Origin of the sequence: Massilia endophytica, from assembly GCF_021165955.1 — a bacterium.
Classification (GTDB): domain Bacteria; phylum Pseudomonadota; class Gammaproteobacteria; order Burkholderiales; family Burkholderiaceae_D; genus Rugamonas; species Rugamonas endophytica.
On sequence record NZ_CP088952.1, the window covers coordinates 1366367 to 1387725 of the forward strand.

15 protein-coding genes are annotated in these 21359 nt (G+C 64.6%); 9 read left to right on the forward strand and 6 right to left on the reverse strand.

Annotated elements, in window-relative coordinates:
* Positions 1 to 6: 6 nt before the first annotated feature.
* Positions 7 to 699 carry a phosphate regulon transcriptional regulator PhoB gene (phoB, locus tag LSQ66_RS06285; protein WP_231768938.1) on the forward strand — a complete coding sequence of 231 codons (693 nt, stop codon included), beginning with the start codon at positions 7 to 9 and terminating at the stop codon, positions 697 to 699.
* Entirely contained in the window at positions 696 to 2009 is a 1314-nt protein-coding gene (gene phoR / locus LSQ66_RS06290; RefSeq protein WP_231768939.1) for a phosphate regulon sensor histidine kinase PhoR, read from the forward strand. The genes phoB and phoR overlap by 4 nt, the downstream gene beginning before the upstream one ends.
* On the opposite strand, the gene LSQ66_RS06295 is transcribed toward phoR, so the two are convergent.
* The 6 genes from LSQ66_RS06295 to LSQ66_RS06320 are packed head-to-tail and all read right to left on the reverse strand — an operon-like array spanning position 1999 to position 9144.
* Positions 1999 to 3822: an MFS transporter gene (locus tag LSQ66_RS06295; RefSeq protein ID WP_231768940.1), complete on the reverse strand. Its 1824-nt coding sequence runs from the start codon at positions 3820 to 3822 to the stop codon at positions 1999 to 2001. The two genes, phoR and LSQ66_RS06295, sit on opposite strands and share 11 nt — an antisense overlap.
* Before the next feature lie 11 nt (positions 3823 to 3833).
* Complete coding sequence (locus LSQ66_RS06300) at positions 3834 to 4931, reverse strand: N-acetylglucosamine-6-phosphate deacetylase (RefSeq protein ID WP_231768941.1); 1098 nt, start codon at positions 4929 to 4931, stop codon at positions 3834 to 3836.
* Between the two features lie 3 nt (positions 4932 to 4934).
* Positions 4935 to 5702, reverse strand: coding sequence for a DeoR family transcriptional regulator (locus tag LSQ66_RS06305; protein WP_231768942.1), 768 nt, complete (start codon positions 5700 to 5702; stop codon positions 4935 to 4937).
* 31 nt (positions 5703 to 5733) lie between these two features.
* Positions 5734 to 7077, reverse strand: coding sequence for a D-tagatose-bisphosphate aldolase, class II, non-catalytic subunit (locus LSQ66_RS06310; RefSeq protein WP_231768943.1), 1344 nt, complete (start codon positions 7075 to 7077; stop codon positions 5734 to 5736).
* The gene (locus tag LSQ66_RS06315) at positions 7074 to 8021 is read right to left on the reverse strand and encodes an ROK family protein (protein WP_231768944.1); all 948 of its coding nucleotides are present in this window, start codon (positions 8019 to 8021) and stop codon (positions 7074 to 7076) included. Before LSQ66_RS06315 ends, LSQ66_RS06310 begins: the two co-directional genes overlap by 4 nt.
* Positions 8008 to 9144 (reverse strand): SIS domain-containing protein, encoded by a 1137-nt coding sequence (locus tag LSQ66_RS06320; RefSeq protein WP_231768945.1) that lies wholly within the window; start codon positions 9142 to 9144, stop codon positions 8008 to 8010. The genes LSQ66_RS06315 and LSQ66_RS06320 overlap by 14 nt, the downstream gene beginning before the upstream one ends.
* A 323-nt stretch (positions 9145 to 9467) precedes the next feature.
* Here LSQ66_RS06320 and LSQ66_RS06325 point away from each other — a divergent pair, with 323 nt between their 5' ends.
* From LSQ66_RS06325 to carB, 7 genes are all read left to right on the forward strand, one after another.
* Entirely contained in the window at positions 9468 to 12500 is a 3033-nt protein-coding gene (locus tag LSQ66_RS06325) for a TonB-dependent receptor (protein WP_231768946.1), read from the forward strand.
* Positions 12501 to 12512: 12 nt separating this feature from the next.
* A complete protein-coding gene (locus LSQ66_RS06330) occupies positions 12513 to 13829 on the forward strand; it encodes a DUF3472 domain-containing protein (protein ID WP_231768947.1) in 1317 nt (438 codons plus the stop codon).
* Positions 13830 to 13854: 25 nt separating this feature from the next.
* Complete coding sequence (locus tag LSQ66_RS06335; RefSeq protein ID WP_231768948.1) at positions 13855 to 15219, forward strand: Gfo/Idh/MocA family protein; 1365 nt, start codon at positions 13855 to 13857, stop codon at positions 15217 to 15219.
* A 73-nt stretch (positions 15220 to 15292) separates the two neighbouring features.
* A complete protein-coding gene (locus LSQ66_RS06340) occupies positions 15293 to 16288 on the forward strand; it encodes a patatin-like phospholipase family protein (RefSeq protein WP_231768949.1) in 996 nt (331 codons plus the stop codon).
* A 21-nt stretch (positions 16289 to 16309) separates the two neighbouring features.
* Positions 16310 to 16714 (forward strand): GlcG/HbpS family heme-binding protein, encoded by a 405-nt coding sequence (locus LSQ66_RS06345; protein ID WP_231768950.1) that lies wholly within the window; start codon positions 16310 to 16312, stop codon positions 16712 to 16714.
* Positions 16715 to 16965: 251 nt separating this feature from the next.
* Complete coding sequence (gene carA, locus LSQ66_RS06350) at positions 16966 to 18129, forward strand: glutamine-hydrolyzing carbamoyl-phosphate synthase small subunit (RefSeq protein WP_231768951.1); 1164 nt, start codon at positions 16966 to 16968, stop codon at positions 18127 to 18129.
* Between the two features lie 2 nt (positions 18130 to 18131).
* Positions 18132 to 21350 carry a carbamoyl-phosphate synthase large subunit gene (gene carB, locus LSQ66_RS06355; RefSeq protein ID WP_231768952.1) on the forward strand — a complete coding sequence of 1073 codons (3219 nt, stop codon included), beginning with the start codon at positions 18132 to 18134 and terminating at the stop codon, positions 21348 to 21350.
* Positions 21351 to 21359: the final 9 nt, after the last annotated feature.

Below are 21359 nucleotides of genomic sequence, written 5' to 3' on the forward strand. Positions count from 1 at the left end.
AGAGAAATGGCATCCGACAAAACGACTGTACTGATTGTTGAAGACGAACCGGCCATTGTCGAACTGGTCACCTTCTCGCTGCGCGAGGCGGGCTGGAACTGCTGTGCCGTGCAAAGCACGCAGGAAGCCTGGGAGTTCATCCACCAGCGCACCCCCCAGCTGATACTGCTGGACTGGATGCTGCCGGACCAGAGCGGCCTGCGCCTGCTGGCGCGCATCCGCAGCGACCGCCAGTTTGCCGACATCCCCATCATCATGCTGACTGCGAAGAGCATGGAGGAGGACAAGCTGGCAGGCCTGAACAGCGGCGCGGACGACTACATCACCAAGCCCTTCTCGCCGCGCGAGCTGCTGGCGCGTTCCCGCGCGCTGCTGCGCCGGAAGACGCCGGAACATGCCGACACCGCCATGAAGGCGGGGCCGATCACGCTTGACCCGGTGAGCTGCACGGTGAGCATGGACGGCAACAAGATCGACATCGGCCACGCCGAATACAAGCTGCTCAAGTTCTTCCTGGCGCATCCCGAGCGCGTGTTCTCGCGCAGCCAGCTGCTGGACAAGGTGTGGGGCGACCATGTGGTGATCGAGGAGCGCACGGTGGACGTGCACGTCCTGCGCCTGCGCAAGGCGCTGAAGGAGGCCGAGCACCTGATCAAGACGGTGCGCAGCGTCGGCTACATGCTGTCCGAAAAAGCATGAGCCCAAAAGTTCTCTTCTGGGTGCCCGTCGCCTTGCGCATGGGCTTCGTGCTGGCCGGTGTAGGTCTTTTGTGGTGGTGGTTCGACGCCGTATCCGCCCTCGTGGCAGGCATGGCCGTGCTGATCGCCATGCTGGTGGTGCAGCTCAATTATCTGTTCCAGCTGAGCGGCTGGCTGGATCACCCGCAAAGCAGCAAGCTGCCGGACGGGTGGGGCGCCTGGACGGGCATCTTCTCCCGCCTGTACCGCCTGCGCCGCGACGACGAGAAGAACCAGGCCGAATTGACCGAATGGCTGGCGCGATTCCGCCAGGCCATGCACCTGCTGCCAGACGGCGTCGTGATCATGGACGATGTGCTCTTCCTCGAATGGTGCAATCCTGCCGCCGAAGAGCATCTGGGCCTGCGCCACGACCGCGACAAGGGCATGCGCGTGACGAACCTGGTGCGCAGCCCGGACTTCATGGATTACCTGATCCTGGGCCGCTACGACCAGCCGCTGACGCTGAGCTTCCGCGGCCGCAAGCTGATCGTCCACATCATCCCCTTCGAGAACCGGCGCCAGATCCTGGTCACGCACGACGTGACGGAGACCCAGCGTGCGGAAATGATGCGGCGCGACTTCATCGCCAACGCCTCGCACGAGCTGCGCACGCCGCTGACCGTGATCGTGGGCTTCCTGGAGATCGCCGCCTCGGAGCAGCTCGATGCGAAGACGCGCGAAGCCCACCTGAAGCTGATGACGGAGCAGGGCCACCGCATGCAGAACCTTATCGAGGACATGCTGACGCTCTCGCGCCTGGAGTCGGTGGACCACCCGATGCGTCCTGAGCACGTGGATATCCGCAAGATGATGGAGCAGATCGAGCGCGACGCCCAGGCACTTTCGGCAGGCAAGCACGAGATCGTGCTGGAAGTGCGGGGCGGGGACGTGATGGGAGCCTACGAAGAGCTGTACAGCGCCTTCGGCAACCTCGCCTCGAACGCGGTGCGCTACACCCCGGCAGGCGGCAAGATCAGGCTGTGCTGGGAAGACACCGACAAGGGCGTGCGCTTCATGGTGCAGGACAGCGGCATCGGCATCAGCCCCGAACACATTTCGCGCCTGACCGAGCGCTTCTACCGGGTGGACAAGAGCCGCTCGCGCGAAACGCAGGGCACGGGCCTGGGGCTGGCCATCGTCAAGCATGTGCTGCTGCGCCATAGCGGCACCCTGAACATCACCTCCGAACCGGGGCAGGGCAGCACCTTCATCGTCAACCTGCCCAAGTCACTGGCCTGGGCTCCGCCTCCGCCCGCCCTTACTGCGTAAGGCTCGCGCTTCGTTCCGCTCCACGGCGGGCGAAGCGCGCTTCGATTTCTTCCAGCGTTTTCCCTTTGGTCTCCGGCAGCAGGAATGCTGCGGCGAGGAAGTAGAGTACCGTGCATCCGGCGCCGTAGAAGAACATCGTCGCGTAGCCGTACTGTCCCACCGTCGGCAGGAACACGGCGGCAATCACGGTTGAAACGAACTGGTTGATAAGCAGTGCAATGCTCATGCCGTTCGAACGTATGCGCGTCGGCATCAGCTCGGACAGGGCGAGCCATACGCAGACGCCGGGGCCGACGGCGAAACTGGCGACGAAGAGGCACATGGCCAGCGCTACCAGCCAGCCGTTCGAGCTTGGCGGAATGGCGGCGAGGTCAGCGCGTTCGATCTGCAGCGGTGCGGAAGCGCCCAGCGCGGGATCGGCGAAGGGATTCAGGTGCAGTCTGCGGAAGAAGGCGCCGATCACGCTGTCCGGCTGCACGGTATCCGCCCGGCTCAGTTGGAGCGCTGGCAGGGCAGGGTCGTCGCTGCGGCGCGTCTGCACGTTGGTGAACGGGCCGTAGGAGTAGGCGACCGTGAGCTGCCGGGGCGCGCCGTCCGCCGCGCCGAGCGAGCGCAGGGTTTGCGGGTCCAGGCGAAGTTCGAGGCTGTCCGCCTTCGCGCTGGCTTGCAACACGGCGCGCACGTCGATCGGCGTGCTCTCGGCGCTGCGGAACAGCAGGCCAGCCGCCAGCAGGGCGATGGTGATGCCAGCGGTGCCCAGCATCAGCAGGAACTTGCGGCCTTTGCGGTCCACCAGAACGACTGCAACCACCGTCATCAGGGCATTCAGCACCTTGAGCGCTACGTCGGCCATGTTGGCGCTTGATCCGGGAAGGCCAGCCTGGTTCAGGATATTGACCACATAAGCGAGGATGGAGTTGATACCGGTGGCCTGCGTCAGCGCGAGAATCAGGCAGGCCAGCAGGAAAGGAAGCACGTAGCGGCGGCTTAACAGCGGCTCGGCGCCCGAAGGGCCGGCCATCGCATCGGCGCTTGCTCCCAGCGCCTGGCGGATCTCGCGCAGTTCGGCGTCCGCCTCGGCGGCGGAACGGGTGCGGGCGAGCGCCCTGTGCGCGTCGTCGAAACGTCCACGGCGCGCCAGCCAGCGTGGCGATTCGGCCAGCAGCAGGCTGCCCGCAGTGAAGACGATGCCCGGTGCGAGGCACATCCAGAAGATGCTGCGCCATGCGTGGTCCTTGACGGCGAAGATGGCGGCCGTGCGGTCCGCATCCGATAGGTGCCGGGCCGCCGCCGTCGCCGTTTCGACCGACTGCGCCTGATACAGGCCAATCAGGGCCGCCGCCACCATGCCGATGGTCAGCAGCAGCTGGAACAGGGCCGCGCCCCTTCCGCGCTGGCGTGCATGCAGGCATTCGGCCAGATACAGCGGCACCACAACCCCGATCAGGCCACCACTCACGCCTTGCAGCAGGCGCCCGAACAACAGGGAAAGGTAGCCGTCGGCCAGCGCAATCAGCGGAATACTGAGTGTGAAGAGAAGACCCGCCAGCACCATCACCGGACGGCGCCCCAGCCAGTCCGCGAGCGCGCCGGCTCCCAGGGAGGAGAGCACGGAGCCGAGAAGCACGGCAGCCACGATAAAACTCAACTGCTGCGTGCTGAGTTTCCACGCCACCGAGGCTGTCGATTCCAGGTAGGGAAGGGCGCCTGCGATGATGCCGATGTCGATCCCGTACAGCAGGCCGCCAAGGCCCGCGATAAACAGGAGGAATCCCATGGCGCGGGCGGGAATGGCGGACAGGGTGGCTTGCATTGGAACTCCGGCTAGTTGGGGGAAAGGTCGATGGCTTCGCCTTCAACGAAGACGGCCACCGGCTGCAGGTTGGCATTCAGGACCACGATATCGGCCCATGCCCCGGGCGCAAGACGGCCGCGCTCCGGTTCGCCGAGGTAGTCCGCCGGGTAAAGCGAAAGGCGGTTCGAGGCATCGGCCAGGTCGAGCCCCATGCCCACGAAATTGCGCAGGGCCTGGTCCATGGTGAGCGCGCTGCCCGCGAGCGAGCCCGTGGCGAGCCGCACGCAGCCCAGGCATTTGTAGACGCGCTGGCTGCCCAGGCCATATTCGCCGTCCGGCATGCCGGTTGCAGCCGTTGCATCCGTCACGCCGTACAGGCGCGGGATGGCGCGCAGCGCAGCCTTCATGGCGCCCGGATGCACGTGCTGAAGGTCGGGAATGATCTCTGCGTATTCGGCGTGCGCCAGCGCCGCGCCCACGACGCCGGGCGTGTAGTGATTCAGCGCCGTCATGCCGTTGAACAGGTGGGTGAAGCCGGAGGCGCCCGCGTTCAGCGCGGCGACGCCATCCTCGTAGCTGCCGTTGCTGTGTCCCAGCTGCACGCGGATGCCCATGGCCGCCAGCTCGGGAATGAGGCCGAGATGGCCGCCGATCTCCGTAGCCAGGGTGAGTACGCGGATCGGCGCCAGCTCGTGATAACTGCGTACCAGGTCGATGCTGGCAATGGCCAGGGCATCGGCAGGCTGGGCGCCGAGGCGGTGGATGCTGAGGAAGGGGCCTTCGAGGTGCACGCCCAGCATGCGCGCTGCTCCGGCTGGCCGTTCCGCAATGGAGGGTGCAAGGCCGTTCAGGGCGCGGCGGATGGAGTTGTCCGTCGCCGTCATGGTGGTGCCCAGCATGGCGGTGGTGCCGTGGCGGGCGTGGCTGCGCGCGACGGTTACGCCAGCGTCGCCTCCCTGCATGATGTCTACGCCGCAGGCGCCATGCACATGGAGGTCGACGAAGCCCGGCAGAATGGTCAGCGCGCTGTCGGTGCGGCGGTCTTCCCGAATCGTGTTGATGCGCTGGTTAAAGTCGATGCTTCCGTGGATCCAGCCTTGAGGGGTAAGTATTCTGCCGCTGAGCACTTTCTATTCCGCGATAAGCAATTCGATGCCAGCATCCCGCAAGCCTTCGCGGTATTCCTGGCTGATGCCAGCATCGGTGATAACAGTGTGAACGCGGTTCAGCTGCACGATGCGGTGCAGGCTGACGCGCCCGAATTTGGAAGCGTCGGTAAGGACGATGATCTTCTTGGCCCGCTCCACCATCTTGTGGTTCAGGCTCGCCTCGGCTTCATGGTGGGTGGTGACGCCGAACTGCAGGTCGAAGCCGTCCACGCCGAGGAACAGCTTGTCGAAGCTGTACGCCATCAGGCAGGCCTCGGCCTGGGTGCCCTGGATGGAGAGCGACTGCTTGCGCAGCAGGCCGCCCGTGAGAATCAGGTCCACCCCCGGCGCATCCGCCAGCTCCCAGGCGATGTTCAGGCCATTGGTCATGACCGTCACGTCCTTCGCGCTGCGCAGGTGGCGCGCCAGCGAGATGGTGGTGGTGCCGGAATCGATGATGATGTTATCGCCCGGCTCCACCATGCGCGCGGCGAAGGCGCCGATGCGTTCCTTCTGCTCGTGATTGAGCGCGTCCTTCTGCGGAATGGTGTGCTCCGTGGGCGGGGTGCGCATGAGGGTTGCGCCTCCGTGGCTGCGGGTGGCCAGTCCCTGTGATTCGAGCACACTCAGGTCGCTGCGGATGGTGACTGCGGAAACGCCAAGCTGCTCGACCAGTTGGTTCACCTGTACCGAACCGTTCTGGGTCAGGGCTTGCAGGATGGTGGCGCGGCGCTGGCTGGAATTTCGCATGATCTGCTGTGGATGAGTAAAAATCCCGAGCTTAACAGATCGCGGCGGCGCTGCCAGCAGCGGCGGCCTCGCTGTCAGCCGCATTGCGGCAGCAGGCGCGCGCGTACTGGCCCAGGATGCGGCCCACCTTGTGCTCCAGCAGGGCGGAGGTGGTGGTCGCGAGCTGGCCTTGCAGCACTTCGAGATACTGTTCCGGCAAATGCTGGCTGAGCAGGGCCAGGGGAATTTCGCGCGCATCGAGGTTGGCGCACAGTTTTTCCACGGCGGCTGCCACCTGCGGCTCGCCCCAGTAGTAGCGGCAACGGTCGCTCAGGCCGTAGCGGCGCAGCAGGCGCTGTTCGGCGATGCTGCCCGGGTAGTGCTTGTGCCAGTGGCGGGGCTCGGCCTGCATGGCTTCGTCCAGCACCTGCATCAGGCGCGAGGCCTGGCCTGCAGGCACCAGCTCCTCCTCGATGCGACACAGCGCCATGAGGCCTTCGCGCAGCGCAAACGTGGCGGCCGGACCGACTTTAAGGATTGCGAAGTGGTCGCGCACCATGCGGTGCAGCGCGGCTTCCTGCTGGTAGTCCGTGGAATGGGCCTCGAACACGATGCCCGGCTGCCCGGCGATGAAGTCCGACAGTTCCGCCGCCTGCGCGGCGTCGTAATGCTGGATATGGCTATGGTCGAAGTCCACGCCCGGCTGCACCACCATGGCGATGACGCGGCGCCAGGCGGCGTTCAGTTTCCTGTCGAGGAAGGCCTTGCAATGCACGTCCAGGGTACGGCGCGCGGCGACAGGCGAGGTAACGGCGCCTGCCTGCGCGAGATTGGCTTCGCCGCCTGGAATCGGCACTTCGGTGCCAATGACGTACACCGGCGGCGGCAGGCCGGCCTGCTGGGCGGCCTGCTCGGCGACGGTGCATAGCCTTGCCGAGCGCTCGGCGATGATCTCGTCGCTCAGATATGAGGGATCGTCGGCGCAGCGCATGCTGCAATCCAGGTGGATCTTGTGGAAGCCCGCCGCCACGTATGCGGCGATGAGTGTTTCCGCATGCTGCATGGCGCTTGCCGCGTCCAGCCCCTGCCAGGCATTCGGGCCGAGATGGTCGCCGCCGAGCACAAGCTGCTCCAGCGGGAAGCCCTGTTCGCGCGCCAGCTGGTGCACATAGTCGCGGAACACCTGCGGCGTCATGCCCGTGTAGCCGCCGAACTGGTCCACCTGGTTCGAGGTGGCTTCCACCAGCAGCACCGAGCCGTAGCTGGCTGCCACGCGCATGGCGGCGCGCAGCACGGTGGGATGGCTGCAGCAGACGCTGTACAGGCCCGCGGCCTCGCCGCGCCGGTGTGCCGCCACAACCTGCTGGATGGGAGAGAGGGAAGCATTGTTGTTCATGGCTGTTGATCGCTCAGTTGTTGGCGGGCGAGGAGGGCGGCGCCGCGTGCCCCGCCTGCATCGCCGAAGCGCGGCGGAAGGATGGGTGGGGTGCGCGCCCCGGCAAAGAGGTGGCGCTGTACTGCGCCAGGAAGCTTTTCGTAAAGGTGGGCGAGCTGGGACAGCCCGCCGCCCAGCACAATCGCATGCGGGTCGAGCGCCAGCACCAGGCTGGCCAGGGCCTGGCCCAGCAGGTCGGCATGCACTTCCAGCGTTTTCCCGGCGGTCGCCGACCCCGCCTGCGCATGGGCGACGATGGACAGCGGCGTTTCGTCGCCGCCGCCGAGCTGCCGGTGCAGCTGGCTCATGCCGGGACCGGAGACATAGCGTTCCAGGCAGCCTTCGCGCCCGCAGGGGCAGGAGAGAAGCGGCAGGCCATACGCGGACAGCAGGGCCGCGGGCACGGGCCAGTGGCCCCATTCGCCCGCGAGGCCGTTCCAGCCCCGCATCAGGCGGCCCTCCACGCAGTAGCCGCCGCCCGCGCCGGTGCCAAGAATGGCGCCGAACATCGTGGGCAGTCCGGCGGCGGCGCCGCCTTGGGCTTCCGAGAGGGCGAAGCATTGGCAGTCGTTGCCGATGGCGACGGGCCGCTGCAATGCCTCCTGCAGGGAGCTCACCACGAGGCGCCCGTTCAGGGCGGGAACGTTGGAACTCAGTTGGCGTCCGCTCGCGCTGTCGATAATGCCCGGCAGGCCGATGCCGGTCAGCGCGCGGGCGCCCACGGCCTTGTCGGCGCGCGCGATCAGGCCCTGGATGGCCTGCACGAACTCCGCGAAATCGGCGCCGGGCGTGGCAATGCGTTCGCGGTGCAGCTCGCGCAGCTCGTCGCCTTCGGCATAGGACACCAGCTCGATCTTGCTGCCGCCGATGTCGAGGCCGTGGTATCGGCGTTCAGAAGTCGTCATGGCGGTAAATGGTCACACCCTGCACAACGCGGTTCACGATGCCGCCAGCGAAGGGATTGTCGGGACGAAGGTTCAGCAGCGCGGATTGGTGCAGCGCGTACTGCTGCGCCATCAGCAGCCAAAGGGGCGCCAGCCAGGCATCGGGCCATGCCGGCGCATCCACGCCGATATCGGCTCCCGCGCCTACTGTCAGGCAGCGGCCGGCCACCTGGTCGCGCTGGAGCTCGGCCAGCAGGTCGTGTTCGTAGCGCCGGGACAGCGGGTCGGTACTGCGGAACAGCACCACCAGCGTTTCATTTGTTACTGCCGCCTTGGGACCGTGGCGGAAACCGAGGGCGCTGTTGGCCATGGCCAGCACCTTCCCGCCCGTCAGTTCAAGAATCTTCAGCGCCGCTTCCTTCGCCAGCGCTTCCAGCGGGCCGCTTCCCAGGTAGACCACGCGCGATACAGACTGCGAGGCCAGTTCCGCAACAGGGCCGGACCAGGCCAGCAGCGCCTCATCGGCCAGCGCGGCGAGCTTGTTCAGGCACTCCGGCTGGAACTCCGGATCGAACACGCCCAGCGCGGCCAGCAGCATGCAGGTGAAGCTGCTCGTCATGGCGAAGCCGCGGTCGCAGCTGGCGGCGGGCATCAGCAGGTTGAGGGTTGCGCTGTCTTCCGCATTGTCGCGCGCCAGGGCGCCTTCCGCATTGCAGGTGATGTTCAGGAAGCGCGCATCCGCCACGCGTTCGCGCACCAGTTGCACGGCGGCTGTGCTTTCCGGGCTGCTTCCGCTGCGGCCGAAGGAGACCAGCAGCGTAGGCGCCGCCGCATCCAGATAGAGGCCAGGGTGGGTCAGCAGGCTGGTAGTGGGTACGGCGCGCACCTGGCAGGGCCAGGCCGCGTTGATGTCGTCCGCAACGATCTCGCCCAGGTAGGCCGAGCTGCCGGCGCCGGTAAGGATCACGCGCAGCGCCGGGTTATGCAGCCTGTCGCCGAGGAAGGCGGCGATGCGGTCGTGCTCCTTCAGGAGCTGCGCTGCCAGCGCGCGCCAGAGGCGGGGCTGCTGCGCGATTTCTTCGGCGGTGTCCAGTCCGCCGATGTCGCGCCAGGCCTGAACCGTGCGCTGAAATAAGGTGGTCATCGAAAGTGTTTCTTGAGTTGTTTGAACCAAATGATAGGGATCGATTTTCGAAAAGTCAAATACGAAAGAAAAAAGAAAGTTATTTGCGCGACGGCTTGGGCTCGATGTAGCGCATTTGCTACGATATCGAAAGTTTGTTGACGTGTTGACTCGGAAAGCGAAAGGTTTTCTTAATTATTTTTCGAAATATGCTTTCTTTTGTGTTGACCTTGCTTGTTTTTGTTTCTAGAGTAAGTTCATCGCCACACCGGTTCTTTCGATTTTGAGGCCGCATCCAAGAGCGGCTGCTGGAAACCATAACATCAACCAAGGGAGATATCCGCATGCACCAAAGCCACTTTAACCTCCGCAAGAGCGCCATCAGCCAGGCAACTGCGATCCTGATCGGGCTGGCCCTGGCTGGCGGCAGCGGCCACGCGCTGGCCCAGTCCAACGCCACCACCACGATCTTCGGCGAAGTGGGCTCGCCTGCCGGCGCGACCGTGGTGCTGGAGAACCTGGCGACCGGCACGCAACGTACGCTGGTGCCGGATGCGTCGGGCCGCTTCGTGGCCACTTCGCTGCCGCCGGGCCGCTATGCGGCGCGCGTGGTGCGCGGCGGTACGGTGCAGGACACGCGCGAAGTGGAAGCGGTGGTGGGCAGCGGCGCGGAGGTGAACTTCAATGCGGTGAGCGAAGCCATGACCGTGACCGTTCGCGGCGCCCGCACACTGATCGATGTCTCCAACACGAATAATGGCGTGGTCTTCACCGCCAGGGAGCTCAAGACGCTGCCGGTCGCGAACGACGTTGCCGCCGTCGTCCAGCTGACGCCCGGCGTGGCGCGCGGCACGAACAGCCAGTACGGCAACGCGCCTTCCATCGGCGGCGGCGGCCAGTCGGAGAACGCCTTCTACGTCAACGGCTTCCCGGTCACGAACATCCTGACTCAGGTGGGCGCATCCGAACTGCCCTTTGGCGCTATCTCGAACATGCAGGTGCTGTCGGGCGGCTATGGCGCGGAATTCGGCCGTTCTACCGGTGGCGTTGTCAATATCACGACCAAGAGCGGGGGCAACAAGTTCGAGTTCGGCGGCAAGCTCTCCACCACGCCCGCGCGCCTCAAGGGAAGCACGGAGAATATCTACTACCCGAACACCGGCGCCAATCCCGATACGGACGGCAAGCTGCTGTACTGGAACCGCGACAACGAGAGCACCAGCCGTGTGGCGGGCATCTACGGCAGCGGCCCGATCATCAAGAACAAGCTGTTCGCCTTCGTGGCCCTGGAGCGTACCAAGACCGATTCCGAGGCAGTGAGCGCGGCCAGCAGCGGCGGCACGAGCACTGCAACCGGCTGGAGCAGCAGCGAAACGGAGGTGAAACGCTACCTTGCCAAGATCGACTACTACCTGAACGACGACCACCGCTTCGAATTCACGAAGCTGTACGACCGCACCACCACGCGCAGCCAGGCCTTCGGCTTCAACTACGAAACCCTGCAGCGCGACAACGTGCCGGGCGGCGCGGCGCAGACCACCATCAACTGCTGCGGCGCGGGCAGTGCGCCGGGCTCGAACATCAATGTATTCAAGTACACCGGCTACCTGACGGACAACCTGACCGTGACGGCGTTGTACGGCGACTCGCGCACGATCCACCGCCGCATTCCCGAGGGCTACAACCCGACGCTGGCCCAGACTTCTTCCGCCGTGACGGCGCGCGTGCCGGGCCTGGTCTATAACAATCCCCAGACCGTGACTGGCAACCTGGTCGATCCGGCCTCCGGCGACCGCCAGAAGGGCAAGCGCTTCGACGTGGAATACAAGCTGGGCGCGCATTCGCTACGCGGCGGCATCGACCGCCTCGATATCGACTCCAAGGTCGGCATCATCCTCGCGGGCGGCTACCGCTGGACCTACCGCAAGGCGGCGGACCCGAGCCGCCCGATCAACGGCGCTTTCGCGACGCCCCTGGAAGGCGGCGGCTATGGCGTGCAGGGCTACTACGTGAGCCGCGACGTCTACACCAATCTCGCACATCCGACCAGCGAGCAGTCGGCGCAGTATGTCCAGGACCACTACCAGGTCACCGACCACGTTCTGCTGGATATCGGCCTGCGCCGCGAACAGTTCACCAACTACACCAGCAATGGCGATGCCTTCATCTCGCAGCGGAACATGATCGCTCCGCGCCTGGGCGCTACCTGGGACGTGAAGGGCGATGGTTCGCTGAAGGTGTTCGCCAACGCAGGCCGCTACCACTTGCCGGTACCCTCCAACCTGTCCAGCAATATGGCCGCGCCATTCACCTCGACCAGCGAGTTCTTCACCTACACGGGCGTGGACCCGACGACCGGGGCGCCGACCGGCCTGACCGCGATCAGCAAGCCGTATTCGGCCAACAATGCCTACGGCCAGGCGCGCGATGCGCGGGAAGTTACCGCCATCGGCCTGAAGCCCCTGTCGCAGGACGAACTCTCCCTCGGCTTCGAGAAGGCCCTGAGCAAGGAGCTGGTGGTAGGCGCCAGCGCCCTGTACCGCAAGCTGAACGACACCAACGACGATACCTGCGACCAGCGTCCCATCGATGCCTGGGCCGCGCGCAACAATGTGGATGCCAGCAACTGGGCCGGCTTCCAGTGCGCCATCATCAACCCGGGCCGCGATAACGCACTGTGGATCGACTTCGCCGATGGCAAAGGCCTGCGCCGCGTCGATATCAGCGCGGCGGAATGGGGCAACCCGCGTCCGGACCGTACCTACAAGTCGCTGAACGTCTTCATCGAACATCCCCTGAGCAAGGGCTGGTACGGCAAGGTGACCTACACCCTGTCCGCACTGAAGGGCAATATGGAAGGCCAGACCGACACCATCGGCGGCGGCGATGTGGGCCTGACCGTAAGCGACGACCACAAGGAACTGATGTACAACGCCTTCGGCTATCTGCCGGGCGACCGCCGCCACGCCATCAAGGCCTATGGCTTCATGCAGGTGACGCCGGAGTGGAACGTGGGCGCCAACCTCGCATTGGTCTCCGGCGCACCGCGCAACTGCATCGGCGAGCTGCCTGCGGACCTCAAGTTCGACAACGACTACGGCGCCGCCTACTTCTACTGCAACGGCAAGCCAACGCCGCGCGGCAGCCAGGGCCGCCTGCCATGGCAGGCCCAGCTCGACCTGAACGTGGCCTACCTGCCGCGTTTCGCCAAGGGCCTGAGCCTGAAAGTGGATGTGTTCAATGTGCTGAACCGCCAGACGGTGCAGCGCTATAACGAAACCCGCGAGGACGGCGGCGCCATCGCCCACAACTACCTGCAGGTTGCCAGCCGCACCGCGCCGCGCTCCGTGCGCCTGACCGCGGAATATGAATTCTGACGAGGAGGCATCATGAAACAACGACGTTTGTTCCTGTGTTCCGCAGTATGGATATTGAGCGGGTGCGGTTCGGGCATTGGCGGCGAGCCGGCGGCGGGGCAGGCTGGCCCCGCGCCGCTGAAGGCGGCCGCCCGCACGGTGGTCTCGGCAACCACGTCCACCGTGGCGCTGGCAGGCAATGCCTTCGTCACCACAGCGCCAGCCGGTGCGACTGAGATCATCAACGACAGCGGCCTCGCCAACTGGACCAATGCGGGCACGGTGACCAGCGCCTACTTCCGCATGTCGGGCGCCGGCACAGTGACGCTGGGACTGGACGCGCGGCTCGCGGGCAGCAGGAACAGCACCATCCGCGTTACCGTGAACGGCACGCCGTTCACCGTCAACCTGGCGGGACGCAGCACCAAGACCTATGCGGTGGGCACCGTCAGCGTGCCTGCGGCAGGCTACGTGAAGGTGGACCTGCAAGGCGTGAGCAAGGACGGCGCGTACTTCGGCGACGTATCCGCGCTGAAGGTGACGACGGATGTGCCGCTGAACTTCGCGAACGACCCGGCCAATTATTACTGGTCGCGCCGTGGTCCGTCGGTCCACCTCGGTTACACCACCCCGGCCAATACCGAGTACTTCTACAACGAGATGACCATTCCGGCTGGGCAGGACCCGATCGGTTCCTACTTCATGGCTAACGGCTTCGGGCAGGGCTACTTCGGCATCCAGGTGAAGTCCACCACGGAACGCTGGATCCTGTTCTCGGTATGGGACGCGGACAATGGCGCGAAGACTACCCTGGTCAGCAAAGGTCCGGGCGTGGTGGACAACAGCTTCGGCGGGGAGGGGACGGGCGGCCAGACCTACCTTGTGTATAACTGGGTTGCGGGGAACACCTACCGCTTCATCACGCGCGCGCGCCCGGACGGCGCAGGCAGCACGGATTACTCCGCGTGGTTCTATGCGCCAGAGCAGGGGACGTGGCGCTACATCGCCACCTGGAAGCGTCCCGCCATTTCCACTTACCTCACCGGCTCGCACTCCTTCCTGGAGAACTTCATCGACACCAACGGCTATACTGGCCGCCGTGTCCAGTACGGCAACCAGTGGGCGCGCAACGTGAACGGCGCCTGGTCTGAAGTGACGGCCGCGCGCCTCACCGGCGACGCCACCGTGACCAATGCCCAGCGCATGGACTATGCAGGCGGCCTGGATAACGGCCGCTTCTACCTGCGCAACGGCGGCTTCTTTGCCGATTACGTACCGGTCAACCAGAATTTCAGCCGTCCCGCCACGGGGCAGCAGCCTGCGGTCGATGTCAACAGCCTGCCGCAGTAATGACAAGAACAGACGAAGGAGAACCATGAAATCTGCTTTAAATCGACGACACTTCCTCGCCGCCGGCGCCGCCATTGCGGGCAGCATGCTGCTGCCGCCCGTTTTTGCCGCATCGCGCGAGCGGGTACGCATCGGCATGATCGGCACCGGCATGCGCGGCCAGGTGCTGCTGCAGGAACTGCTGCGCCGCGACGATGTGGAGGTGGCGGCCCTGTGCGATATCGAGCCGATCATGCTGGGCAAGGCGCTCAAGCAGGTCGAGAAATTCGGCAAGGCGCGTCCCCGCACCTTCGGCGAGGACCGCGATCCGCAGGCTTACAAGCGCATGCTGGACGCGCGGCAGCTGGACGGCATCATCATCGCTACGCCATGGGAGTGGCACGCCGAGATGGCCATCGCAGCAATGCAGGCCGGCGTGCCGGTGGGCTGCGAGGTCGTCGCGGGCGTCACGCTGCAGGACCATTGGGACGTGCTGAATACCCAGCTCAAGACGAATACACCCTATATGCTGCTGGAGAACGTGTGCTTCCGCCGCGACGTGATGGCCGTGCTGCAGATGGTGCGCTCCGGCCTGTTCGGGGAGCTGGTGCATCTGCAGGGCGGCTACCAGCACGACCTGCGGGCCGTGAAGTTCAACAACGGCGACCCCGCCAAGCCTTACGGCAGCGGCATTGAGTATGGCGCCAAGGGCTGGTCCGAAGCGCGCTGGCGCACGGAACACTCCGTGCGGCGCAATGGCGAGCTGTATCCTAGCCATGGCATTGGTCCCTGCGCCATGTACACCAACATCAACCGCGGCAATCGCTTCACGCGTATCAACTCCTTTGCCACCAAGGCGCGCGGCCTGCACGACTACATTCTCAAGCAGTCGGGCGGCGCCTCGCATCCTAGCGCGAAGACGCAGTTCAAGCTGGGCGACGTGGTGACGACCACGCTCGCCTGCGAGAACGGCGAAACGATCCTGCTGCAGCACGACACCTCGCTGCCGCGCCCATACTCCCTTGGCTTCCGCGTGCAGGGCACCGACGGGCTGTGGATGGATGTGAACCATTCCATCCATATCGAAGGCAAGAGCAAGCCGCACCAGTGGGAAGACTTCCAGGCCTACCAGGACAAATACGACCATCCGCTCTGGCGCAAGTACGCGCAGAAGGCGGAAGGGGCAGGACATGGCGGCATGGACTTCTTCGTGATCCACTCCTTCATTGAAGCGCTGAAGGCGCGCGACCCGATGCCGATCGATATCTACGATGCAGTGACCTGGAGCGCGATCACGCCGCTGTCCGAGCAGTCCATCGCCCAGAACTTCCAGACGCTGGACTTCCCGGACTTCACCGCCGGGAAGTGGAAAACGCGCAAGCCGATTTTCGCCTTCGACGACCGCTATTGAGCGCTTTTGCCGGGGCTGCCGCCCCGGCATGCTCTTACGGTACAATCTGCGGCTTAACTGAGCAGATTGCCCCATGCATTTGAACCGCTTGATCCTCTCCGCCCTGGCCGCCGCCGTGCTGGCCGGTTGCGGAAGCACCCCTGTCGCCCCTAGCACCCACCCTGCGATCACGCCGGTAACGCCTACTCAGGCCGTGCCGCCCGTGATTCCACCGGCGCTGAGCGACAGCACGCCCACCAATATCCCCCCTCCAGCGCCCGTACAGCGCAAGGTCAAGATCGGCCTGGCCCTGGGCGGTGGCGCCGCGCGCGGCTTTGCACACATTGGCGTCATCAAGGCGCTGGAAGCGAACGGCATCGTTCCGGACATCGTGGTCGGCACCAGCGCGGGCAGCGTGGTGGGCGCCCTGTACGCAGCAGGTAACAACGCGGCCTCCCTGCAGAAGATGGCCAACGACATGGACGAAGCGGCGATCTCCGACTGGGCTCTGCCACTGTTCGGCAAAACCTCCGGCGTGCTCAAAGGCGAGGCCCTGCAAACCTATGTGAACAAGGCCGTGCAGTATAGGCCCATCGAAAAACTCAAGCTGCCTTTCGGCGCCGTGGCTTCGGACCTGAAGACGGGCCAGCCCATTCTCTTCCAGCGCGGGAACACGGGCATGGCGGTACGCGCCAGTTCGGCGGTGCCGGGCGTGTTCCAGCCGGTCACCATCGGCAACCACACCTATGTGGACGGCGGCCTGGTGGCGCCTGTGCCGGTGCGCTTCGCCAAGGAGATGGGCGCCGAGTTCATCATCGCCGTGAACATCTCCACGCAGACGGAGGCGCAGGCCGCGATCTCCTCGCTGGAAGTCATTATGCAGACCTTCAGTATCATGGGCCAGCGCATCAACCAGTATGAGCTGCGCGATGCGGACATCGTGATCCAGCCGCCGCTGGGCAATATGGGCAGCAGCGACTTCGCCAGCCGCGCGCGCGCCATGCAGGCGGGCGAGAAGGCCACGCTCGCGCTGATGGCCCAGCTCAAACAGAAACTCAAGGCGCGGCGCGAATCGCCCGCCGTCCAGTAAATCAACCGAAGGACAACAACAATGCAGACCAAACCATTCCTCAGCCTCGCCGACGTGAAGAAGATTGCCGCGGCAGCGGAAGCTGAAGCGCTGGCCAACAACTGGCCCGTATCCATCGCCATCTGCGACGACGGCGGCCACCTGCTGTGGCTCCAGCGCCTGGACGGCGCCGCGCCTTTGTCCTCGCACATCGCCCCGGCCAAGGCGCGCACCTCGGCGCTGGGCCGCCGCGAGTCGCGCGTCTACGAAGAGATCATCAACAACGGCCGCGTCGCCTTCCTGAGCGCGCCCGAAGTGGACGGCATGCTGGAAGGCGGCGTCAACATCGTCGTGGACGGCCACACCGTCGGCGCCGTCGGCGTTTCCGGCGTGAAATCCTCGGAAGACGCCCAGATCGCGAAAGCAGGCATCGCCGCCCTCGGCTGAAATAGTTTCCTAATTGGGGACAGACCCCTTTAGGAAACTTTCTTAAAGGGGTCTGTCCCCTTTAAGAAATAGGGTGGTGGCTTGTCGGAAAGGGTGGTTTGGGTTATAATTCAAAGGTTTAGCCAAATCACATCTACCGTAGCGCCTACCACTCTTACCCATCATCATCTGACCGCAACCTGGCATCAAGCCCGGATTCATGCCGGTCGTCTGACGTGGCGCCGCTACGGTAACTTTATACGGAGTTGCCCTTGCCGCCATTTTTCGCTGGCCCAGCCGTTCCGGCCATCCTGGCCCTCGCTGACGGAACTATTTTCAACGGATATTCTATTGGCGCTTCCGGCCATACCATCGGCGAAGTCGTCTTTAATACCTCGATCACCGGCTACCAGGAAATCCTCACCGATCCGAGCTACTCGCGCCAGATCGTGACCCTGACGTACCCGCATATCGGCAACTACGGCATCAATGCCGAAGACGTCGAAGCCACCAAAGTCCACGCCGCCGGCCTGATCATCCGCGATCTGCCGCTGCTGGCCTCGAATTTCCGCTCCACCCAATCCCTTTCCGATTACCTCAAGGCCGAGAACGTGGTCGCCATCGCGGGCATCGATACCCGCAAGCTGACCCGCATCCTGCGAGAGAAGGGCGCCCAGGCAGGCGCCATCCTGACCGGCACGCTGGGCAATGAGCCTTCCGTGCAGCAGGCCGTCGAGCTGGCGCGCTCCTTCCCCGGCCTGAACGGCATGGACCTGGCCAAGGTGGTGTCCACCAAGACGGCCTACGAGTTCACCGAAACCGAGTGGAAGCTGGGCGAGGGCTACGGCAAGGTCGAGAACCCGCGCTTCCACGTGGTGGCCTTCGACTATGGCGTGAAGCGCAATATCCTGCGCATGCTGGCGTCGCGCGGCTGCAAGGTGACGGTGCTGCCCGCCCAGTCCACCGCCGCCGATGCGCTGGCGCTGAATCCGGACGGTATCTTCCTGGCCAATGGTCCGGGCGACCCGGAGCCTTGCGATTACGCGATCAAGGCCACGCGCGAGCTGATGGAGAGGAAGATTCCCGTGTTCGGCATCTGCCTGGGCCACCAGATCATGGCCCTCGCTTCGGGCGCGAAAACGCTGAAGATGAAGTTCGGCCACCACGGCGCCAACCACCCGGTGCAGGACCTGGACAGCAAGCAGGTGCTCATCACCTCGCAGAACCACGGCTTCGCCGTCGATGCGGCCACGCTGCCTGCCAACTGCCGCGTCACCCACGTGTCGCTGTTCGACGGTTCGCTGCAAGGCTTCGCCCGCACCGATACGCCAGCCTTCTGCTTCCAGGGACACCCGGAAGCATCGCCAGGCCCCACCGACGTCGCCTACCTGTTTGACCGCTTCATCTCGATGATGGAAGCCGCGGAGAAGAAATAAAAATGCCAAAACGTTCTGATATTAAAAGCATCCTGATTATTGGGGCCGGTCCGATCATCATCGGCCAGGCCTGCGAATTCGACTACTCCGGCGCCCAGGCCTGCAAGGCCCTGCGCGAAGAGGGCTTCAAGGTCATCCTGGTCAACAGCAATCCGGCCACCATCATGACCGACCCCGAAATGGCGGACGTGACCTACATCGAGCCGATCACCTGGCAGGTGGTTGAGCGCATCATCGCCAAGGAAAAGCCGGACGCGATCCTGCCGACCATGGGCGGCCAGACGGCGCTGAACTGCGCCCTGGACCTGCACCGCAACGGCGTGCTGGAAAAGTACAAGGTGGAGCTGATCGGCGCCACGCCGGAAGCCATCGACAAGGCGGAAGACCGCTCGAAGTTCAAGGATGCGATGACCAAGATCGGCCTCGGTTCGGCGAAGTCCGGTGTGTCGCACACCATGGAAGAATCCTGGGCCGTGCAGCGCGAGCTGGGCTTCCCGGTCATCATCCGTCCGTCCTTCACCATGGGCGGCACGGGCGGCGGCATCGCCTATAACGAGGAAGAATTTGAAACCATCTGCAAGCGCGGCCTGGAAGCTTCGCCCACCTCCGAACTGCTGATCGAGGAATCGCTGATCGGCTGGAAAGAGTACGAGATGGAAGTGGTGCGCGACAAGGCGGACAACTGCATCATCATCTGCTCCATCGAAAATCTGGACCCGATGGGCGTGCACACCGGCGACTCCATCACCGTGGCCCCGGCCCAGACGCTGACGGACAAGGAATACCAGATCATGCGCAACGCCTCGCTGGCAGTTCTGCGCGAGATCGGCGTGGATACCGGCGGCTCGAACGTGCAGTTCTCCATCAACCCGAAAGACGGCCGCATGATCGTCATCGAGATGAACCCGCGCGTGTCGCGTTCGTCCGCACTGGCGTCGAAGGCTACCGGCTTCCCGATCGCGAAGGTTGCTGCCAAGCTGGCCGTGGGCTTCACGCTGGACGAGCTGCGCAACGAGATCACCGGCGGCGCGACCCCCGCTTCCTTCGAACCGTCCATCGACTACGTCGTGACCAAGATCCCGCGCTTCGCCTTCGAGAAATTCCCGAGCGCCGACAACCGCCTGACCACGCAGATGAAATCCGTGGGCGAAGTGATGGCCATCGGCCGCAGCTTCCAGGAGTCCTTCCAGAAGGCCCTGCGCGGCCTGGAAGTGGGCGTGGATGGCCTGAACCAGAAAACCACCGACCGCGAGAAGCTGGAAGTGGAACTGGGCGAGCCGGGCCCCGAGCGCATCTGGTACGTGGGCGACGCCTTCGCCCAGGGCTTCACCCTGGAAGAGGTGTATGGCCTGACCAAGATCGATCCGTGGTTCCTGGTGCAGATCAAGGAGATCGTGGACCTGGAGCTGTGGCTGGACACCCAGAAGCTGGATAACCTGGACCGCACCACCCTGTTCAAGCTGAAACAGAAGGGCTTCTCGGACCGCCGCCTGGCCTACCTGCTGCAGACCACCGACGCCGCCGTGCGCAACAAGCGCCGCGAGATGAAGATCCGCCCGGTCTACAAGCGCGTGGACACCTGCGCCGCGGAGTTCTCCACCAACACGGCCTATATGTACTCCACGTATGACGAGGAGTGCGAGTCCAACCCCACGGACAAGAAGAAGATCATGGTGCTGGGCGGTGGCCCGAACCGTATTGGCCAGGGTATCGAATTCGACTACTGCTGCGTGCACGCCGCGCTGGCCATGCGCGAAGACGGCTACGAGACCATCATGGTCAACTGCAATCCCGAGACCGTGTCCACCGACTACGATACCTCCGACCGCCTGTACTTCGAGCCGCTGACGCTGGAAGACGTGCTGGAAATCGTGGACCTGGAAAAGCCTGCGGGCGTGATCGTGCAGTACGGCGGCCAGACCCCGCTGAAACTGGCGCTGGACCTGGAAGCGAACGGCGTGCCTATCGTGGGCACCTCGCCCGACATGATCGACGCCGCCGAAGACCGCGAGCGTTTCCAGAAGCTGCTGCAGGACCTGGGCCTGCGCCAGCCGCCGAACCGCACCGCGCGCACCGAAACCGAGGCCCTGGCCCTGGCGCAGGAAATCGGCTACCCGCTGGTCGTGCGTCCTTCCTACGTGCTGGGCGGCCGTGCGATGGAAATCGTGCACGAACAGCGCGACCTCGAACGCTACATGCGCGAAGCTGTGAAGGTGTCGAACGATTCGCCGGTACTGCTGGACCGCTTCCTGAACGACGCCATCGAGTGCGACGTGGACTGCATCTCGGACGGTGAAACCACCTTCATCGGCGGCGTGATGGAGCACATCGAACAGGCAGGCGTGCACTCGGGCGACTCGGCCTGCTCGCTGCCGCCTTACTCGCTGTCGCAGGACACCATCGACGAGATGAAGCGCCAGACCTCGCTGATGGCCAAGGGCCTGAACGTGATCGGCCTGATGAACGTGCAGTTCGCGATCCAGAAGCAGGACGGCCAGGACGTGGTCTACGTGCTGGAAGTGAACCCGCGCGCTTCGCGTACCGTGCCTTATGTGTCGAAAGCCACCGGCCTGCAGCTGGCCAAGATCGCGGCGCGCTGCATGGTGGGCCAGAAGCTGGCGGAGCAGGGCGTGACCAAGGAAGTGGTGCCGCCTTACTACAGCGTGAAGGAAGCGGTGTTCCCCTTCGTGAAGTTCCCTGGCGTGGACACCATCCTGGGCCCGGAAATGAAATCGACCGGCGAAGTCATGGGCGTGGGCAAGACCTTCGCCGAGGCCTTCGTGAAGTCGCAGCTGGGCGCGGGCGTGAAGCTGCCGACCTCCGGCAAGGTATTCCTGTCCGTGAAGGCGGCCGACAAGCCGCGCGCCGTGAAAGTGGCGCGCGACCTGGTCGATGCGGGCTTCACCCTGTGCGCCACCAAGGGCACCGCCGCCGTGATCGCGGCAGCAGGCCTGCCGGTGACGCCGGTGAACAAGGTCCTGGAAGGCCGCCCGCACGTGGTGGACATGATCAAGAACCACGAGATTGTCCTGGTCATCAACACGGTTGAAGAGAAACGCAATGCGATCTCGGACTCGCGTACAATCCGTACTTCCGCGCTGGCTTCGCGGGTGACGACCTACACGACCATTGCGGGCGCAGAAGCCGCGGTGGCCGGTATCCGCCACCTGGCCGAGCTGCACGTGTACGATTTACAAGGCCTGCATAAAACCTTACACTAAGCTCCTCAA